A 5,016-nucleotide genomic window follows, 5' to 3' on the forward strand; every position below is an offset into this window, starting at 1 on the left:
TTTTTCGTAGGCGTGCTTCACCTGGCGCATCTCGGTGACGGTATCGGCCAACTCCACGATTGTCGGATGCGCGTTGCGCCCCGTCAAGATGACGTGCACCATCTCCGGCTTCTTCTTCAGCGTCTCGACCACCTTCGACGCCTCCAGCATGCCGTAACTGATGGCGTAGTTAATCTCATCCAGGATGATCAGGTCCCACTCGCCGGAGAGGATGGCTTTCTCCGCCTCCGCCCACGCTTCGCCCACCATGCGGACGTCTTCCGGATCGGGCTCGGCGCCGCCCACCTTCACGAAGCCCCGGCCCATCTGCTTCATCACAAACTTGTCGCCGAAGGCCTGTACCGCGTCCAGTTCGCCGTAGTGCCAGGAGCCCTTGAGGAACTGCAGCATCAGTACCTTCATGCCCTGGCCCACGGCGCGCAAGGCCGTCCCCATGGCGGCGGTGGTCTTGCCCTTGCCGGGACCGGTGTTCACGATGATCAAGCCGCGACGAACGTCAGCCATGAATGCTGGTCTCTCGTTTCCCGTTTCTCGTTTTTCGAGAGATTCTGCTAGCCACTAGCCACTAATCGCTTCTGTGATACGGATGCCCATGCAGGATTGTAAATCCCCGGTACAGTTGCTCGAGCAGGACCACGCGAGCCAGTTCGTGGGCCAGGGTGATCTTGCCGAACGAGACCACCAGGTCGGCGGCATGGCGCGTGTTGTGGCTGAAGCCGTCGGCCGGGCCGACGGCGAAGATCAGGTTCTGCGCGCCGCGCTGCTGCTGGTCACGCAGCAGGTCGGCGAAATCCTGGGAAGTGAACTGCCGCCCTTTTTCGTCGAGCACCACAAAGGTGGGCCGCGTGCGCGCCGCAGACTTCTCCACCAGCTTGCGCAGCGCCTCTTCGTCGGCCAGCTCGTGCGGCTCGGTGGGCGTGTATCGGCCCAGCCGCTTGAGGTACTCCTCGGTCAGCGCGCGGATGGCCGCTTCCTTGGTCTTCCCGATCCAGACGATGTGCAGGTTCACGGGCAACCAAGGTAACAGGCGCCCCCTTGCAATCGCCAGTACGCTAAGGCTGGACAGCGGGGAGGATGTAGTCGGTCAGCAGTTTTTCCGTCTGCTCGTGCATGCCCCGGGTGTTGTAGTTGGTGCTGGTGAGGACCACGGCCATCTGCAGGTCCGGGATGACCACCACCTTGTTGCCGCCGTTGCCGGTCATGAAGTAAGCCGGAAACGATTTCTCCCCCGACTTGAATGACTTCAGCCACCACAGGTAGCCGTATTCGGTCTGCTCGTCGATGCGCGCATGCGGCTGTATGGACGCCCTCACCCACGCTTCCGGCACGACGCGCTCGCCGTTCCACTGGCCGCCGTTCAAATAGAGCTGACCCAGCTTCAGCAGGTCACGGCTGCGCAGAGCAAGACCTCCTCCGGTCATCGCCAATCCAAGAGGAGAGAAGGACCAATTTGCCTGCTGGATGCCGAGCGGGGTGAAGAGGTAACGGGATGCGAACTCGTCCACTGGTTGCTTGGCGGCCCGGGCCACCACCTGGCCCAGCGTGAACACGCCCGCCGTGCAATAGCTGAAGCTGCGGCCGTAGGGCTGCTCCTTGGGCGTGTCGCCGGGTGAGAACCCGCGTACCGGCAGGTCGAGGGTGAACCGCACCCAGTCCTCGATGGGGTACATGCGCTCCTCGTTCCCGCGGGAGTATTCGTTCCAGTCGTTGCATTCCAGGATGGAGCTCATGGTCATCAGGTCTTCGACGGTGATCTTTTCCTTGCGCGGGTCGGGATTCTGAAAGGGACCCTGGTCCTTGAAGAACGGCATCACCGGCGCCTCCACGGTGAGCAGGCCCTTTCCCACCGCAATCCCGACCAGCATGGAGGTGATGGTCTTCGTAGCCGAGCGCGTGTTGCGCAGGCCCTCCATACCGGCGTCGTCGAAATACTTTTCGTAAACCAGCTTCCCGTTGCGCGCCACCGCCACGCTGGTGATCTTCTTGAACTCGCCCGCCCGGATGGCGCGCTCCATGGCCTCGAGCGGTGCCTTGGAAAGTCCTGCCGATTCGGCGGTCGCCGTCGTCCAGCCGTCCTGCATAGCCGCAGGAGCGGAAAGCGATTCGGGACTCTGGGCGCCGGCCCACGGGAAAACACACACCAGCATCACGAAACAGCAGGTTGTCTTGGTCAGCATGGAACCCCCTTTGCCTTAGACGGGCGAAATGCATCTCCGGCTTGTGGCAATCGTGCCTCCTCGCAGGACGGAGGCGCCCACTGCCGGGTAGAATCAGCCTCTCAACGTCCGCGCATGGAGACCCTGATCAAGGTCGGGCTGGTGGTCATGGTGGCGGTGCCACTGGCTATCTCCGGCGCCTGGCTGTGGAACCTGCTGGCGCAGCGGCGCCGCACGGCGAGCATCCGGCAACGTTCCCCGTTATCGCCGGAAGCCTTCTTCGCTTCCTTTTACCAGAGCTCCGGACTGCCCAAAGAAGTCGTCTTCAAGCTGCTGGAGGACCTGGAGCGGGCCACCGGCGTGCCGCGCACGCTGCTACGGCCGGACGACCGCCTGTGGGAGGGCAGCGTGGTGGACGAGTCACTCTTCGATTCGCTGCACACGGTGGTGCTCGAAACTGCGCTGCAGCAGATCTCCCAGCAATCCGGGCGTCGCATCGAACTCGCCCAGCTTGAGACCGTGGACGCGTACATCCGCACGCTGGGGCCGTGGGAAGAAAAGCAACATCTCACCACGGAGACACAGAGGCACGGGGAATAACGATCAGTCCAGCCCGTACTTCTTCCTTTTTTCCAGCAGCGTCTTTCTGCTGATGCCCAGGATCTCCGCGGCTCTCGACTTCTTCCCGCGCGCCGCGTCCAGCACTTCGGCGATATAGGCGCGCTCCATCTCTTCGAGCGTCATGCGGCGCTCGCGGCCTTCGCGCACCACAGCCGGCAGGTCTTCCGGCTGGATCTCCGGCGACGCTCCGTAGACCACCGCGCGCTCGATCAGGTTGCGCAACTCACGCGCATTGCCCGGGAAGCTGTAGCGTTCGAGCGCCTCCAGCGTCGCCGGCGCCAGACGCATCCCCGGGCGGCGATGCGTCTCGGCCAGCGTCTTCAGAAAATGCAGCGCCAACGGACGGATGTCCGCCGGCCGCTCGCGCAGCGGCGGAATGACCAGCGGGATCACGTTCAGCCGGTAGAAAAGGTCTTCCCGAAAGCTGTGGCGCGCCACGGCATGCTCCAGGTCGGCGCTGCTGAGCGCCACCATGCGTGCCGCGATGCGGATGGGACGGTCGCCGCCCAGGCGTTCGCAGCGTTTTTCCTCGACCACGCGCAGGAGCTTGGCCTGGATGGCAAGCGAGAGCGCCGCCACCTCGTCGAGCACGATGCTGCCCGCCTCCGCCATCTCCAGCCGCCCGCGCTTCATCTGCGTGGCCCCGGTGAAGGCTCCGCGCTCGTAGCCGAACAGTTCGCTCTCCACCAGTTCCGGCGGCAGGCTGGCGCAATCGATCTTCACCAGCGGCTCGGCGCGCCCGGCGGAAAGATAGTGCAGCAGGGTGGCCAGCAGGTCCTTGCCGGTGCCGCTTTCCCCGCGGATCAGGACGGTGGAAGAACTCGCGGCCACGCGCTTGGCCTGCTCCAGCAGGTGCAGGGACTTGGGATCGGCGGCGATCCAGTTGTGCAGGACTTCAGGGGAAGCGTCCGCGCTGCGGCCGTCGCGCGGCATGGCGCTCAGCGCCTCCGGCGGGATGCCGCTTTGCGCGGCTTGGCGGCGCGCCGCGCCCCGGCCCGGGCCCGCGGTGCTGCCGCCTTCAGCGTCGCCGGGTCCAGCCGCCGCGCCGACTTCCACAGCCGCTCCAGGTCGTAGTAGCTGCGCGCGCGCTCGCTGAACACGTGCACCACGAAGTCCACGTAGTCCAGCAACACCCACTCGGCCTGCTGGTAGCCTTCGACGTGGGTCGGCCGCAATCCGGCCTTCTTGAGCTTCTCCTCCACCTCGTCGGAGATGGCCTGGATCTGGCGCGGGTTCAGCCCCGTGCACAAGACGAAATAGTCGGTGAAGGCCGAGGCCGCCGCGTCCATCTCCAGGACGGTCAGGTTTTCAGCTTTCTTCGATTGGCAGGCGGCGATGGCTTGGGTGACTTGGCGGCGAATCTGCGCAGTGCTCATTCGTTTCGGATTGTTCCGCAGCCAGTATAAGCCACCGAGACACAGAGGCACAGAGAACGCCTGAAGCGGCTCACACGTGTTCCCGCAGTTCTATGGATTCAATGACTCAATGATTCACGGATTCAATCGGAGCGGGGCTACCGCCGGTACAGACTCGCCCTCTTGATGTACTTCGCCACCGCCGCCGGCACCATTCCCTTGAGCGACTGGCCGCGCCGCGCCGCCGCCCGCACCTGGGTGGCGGAGACGGGCACGCGCACCCCGCTCATCAGGTAGACGGTCGTTTTTCCCAGCGCAATCGCCTGCCGCTTGGGGTCCGGCACGGCCTTGCGCCGCACCCGGGCGGGCAGGGCATCGAACGCATCCTTCAAGGAGAACCCCGGGCGGCTGGCCACAATGAAGTCGCATTCTTGGAGCAGCGCCTCCGGCCGGTACCAGATGGCGATGTCCTTGAAGGCGTCCATGCCGATGAGGAAAGACAGGCGGTCGCCTTTCTTGAGGTGCCGTTTCAAGCGGCGAACCGTCTCGATGGAATAGCTGGCCCGCGTGCGCTTTCTGGCGGCATCCACCGCCGAGACCACGAAACGGCCTTCTCCGGAAACCGCCAGCGCCAGCATCGCCAGGCGATGGAAAAACGGCGTAAGGGGACGCTTGAGCTTGTGCGGCGGGAGGTCGGCGGGAGCGAACAGCACGCGGTCCAGCTGATAGCGCCGCACCGCTCTCCGCGCTACCGCCAGGTGCCCGCGATGCACCGGGTCAAACGTCCCGCCAAAGAGAGCAATTCGCATGATTGAATCAGTAAATCAGCGGATCATTGAATCATTAAAACGCACCGTCTCCAATCGGTGTTCATTGATTCACTG

The 5,016-nt window shown here is 64.2% G+C and carries 6 protein-coding genes and 1 pseudogene; 1 reads left to right on the forward strand and 6 read right to left on the reverse strand.

Annotation, left to right across the window (positions count from 1 at the left end; translation table 11 throughout):
• From cobO to VLE48_10915, 3 genes and pseudogenes are all read right to left on the reverse strand, one after another.
• Positions 1-528 (reverse strand): annotated as a pseudogene (gene cobO / locus VLE48_10905) (cob(I)yrinic acid a,c-diamide adenosyltransferase).
• 37 nt (positions 529-565) lie between these two features.
• A complete protein-coding gene (locus tag VLE48_10910; GenBank protein ID HSA93511.1) occupies positions 566-1,009 on the reverse strand; it encodes a 23S rRNA (pseudouridine(1915)-N(3))-methyltransferase RlmH in 444 nt (147 codons plus the stop codon).
• 43 nt (positions 1,010-1,052) lie between these two features.
• Positions 1,053-2,177, reverse strand: a complete 1,125-nt coding sequence (locus VLE48_10915; GenBank protein ID HSA93512.1) for a serine hydrolase — start codon at positions 2,175-2,177, stop codon at positions 1,053-1,055.
• 114 nt (positions 2,178-2,291) lie between these two features.
• Here VLE48_10915 and VLE48_10920 point away from each other — a divergent pair, with 114 nt between their 5' ends.
• Positions 2,292-2,756 (forward strand): hypothetical protein, encoded by a 465-nt coding sequence (locus tag VLE48_10920; protein ID HSA93513.1) that lies wholly within the window; start codon positions 2,292-2,294, stop codon positions 2,754-2,756.
• A 3-nt stretch (positions 2,757-2,759) separates the two neighbouring features.
• On the opposite strand, the gene VLE48_10925 is transcribed toward VLE48_10920, so the two are convergent.
• From VLE48_10925 to nadD, 3 genes are all read right to left on the reverse strand, one after another.
• Positions 2,760-3,710 carry a sigma-54 dependent transcriptional regulator gene (locus VLE48_10925; GenBank protein ID HSA93514.1) on the reverse strand — a complete coding sequence of 317 codons (951 nt, stop codon included), beginning with the start codon at positions 3,708-3,710 and terminating at the stop codon, positions 2,760-2,762.
• A 5-nt stretch (positions 3,711-3,715) separates the two neighbouring features.
• Positions 3,716-4,153, reverse strand: coding sequence for a ribosome silencing factor (rsfS, locus tag VLE48_10930; protein HSA93515.1), 438 nt, complete (start codon positions 4,151-4,153; stop codon positions 3,716-3,718).
• Positions 4,154-4,290: 137 nt separating this feature from the next.
• On the reverse strand, positions 4,291-4,941 hold the full coding sequence (gene nadD, locus VLE48_10935) for a nicotinate-nucleotide adenylyltransferase (GenBank protein ID HSA93516.1): 651 nt from the start codon (positions 4,939-4,941) through the stop codon (positions 4,291-4,293).
• Positions 4,942-5,016: the final 75 nt, after the last annotated feature.

This window comes from Terriglobales bacterium, assembly GCA_035454605.1.
Classification (GTDB): Bacteria; Acidobacteriota; Terriglobia; order Terriglobales; family Acidobacteriaceae; genus DATMAB01.

What these genes read in the sequence shown, in the direction of transcription:
- VLE48_10925 (HSA93514.1), bottom strand. Translation starts at nt 3,710, where the DNA reads ATGCCGCGCGACGGCCGCAGCGCGGACGCTTCCCCTGAAGTCCTGCAC.
- VLE48_10920 (HSA93513.1), top strand. Translation starts at nt 2,292, where the DNA reads ATGGAGACCCTGATCAAGGTCGGGCTGGTGGTCATGGTGGCGGTGCCA.
- nadD (HSA93516.1), bottom strand. Translation starts at nt 4,941, where the DNA reads ATGCGAATTGCTCTCTTTGGCGGGACGTTTGACCCGGTGCATCGCGGG.
- VLE48_10915 (HSA93512.1), bottom strand. Translation starts at nt 2,177, where the DNA reads ATGCTGACCAAGACAACCTGCTGTTTCGTGATGCTGGTGTGTGTTTTC.
- rsfS (HSA93515.1), bottom strand. Translation starts at nt 4,153, where the DNA reads ATGAGCACTGCGCAGATTCGCCGCCAAGTCACCCAAGCCATCGCCGCC.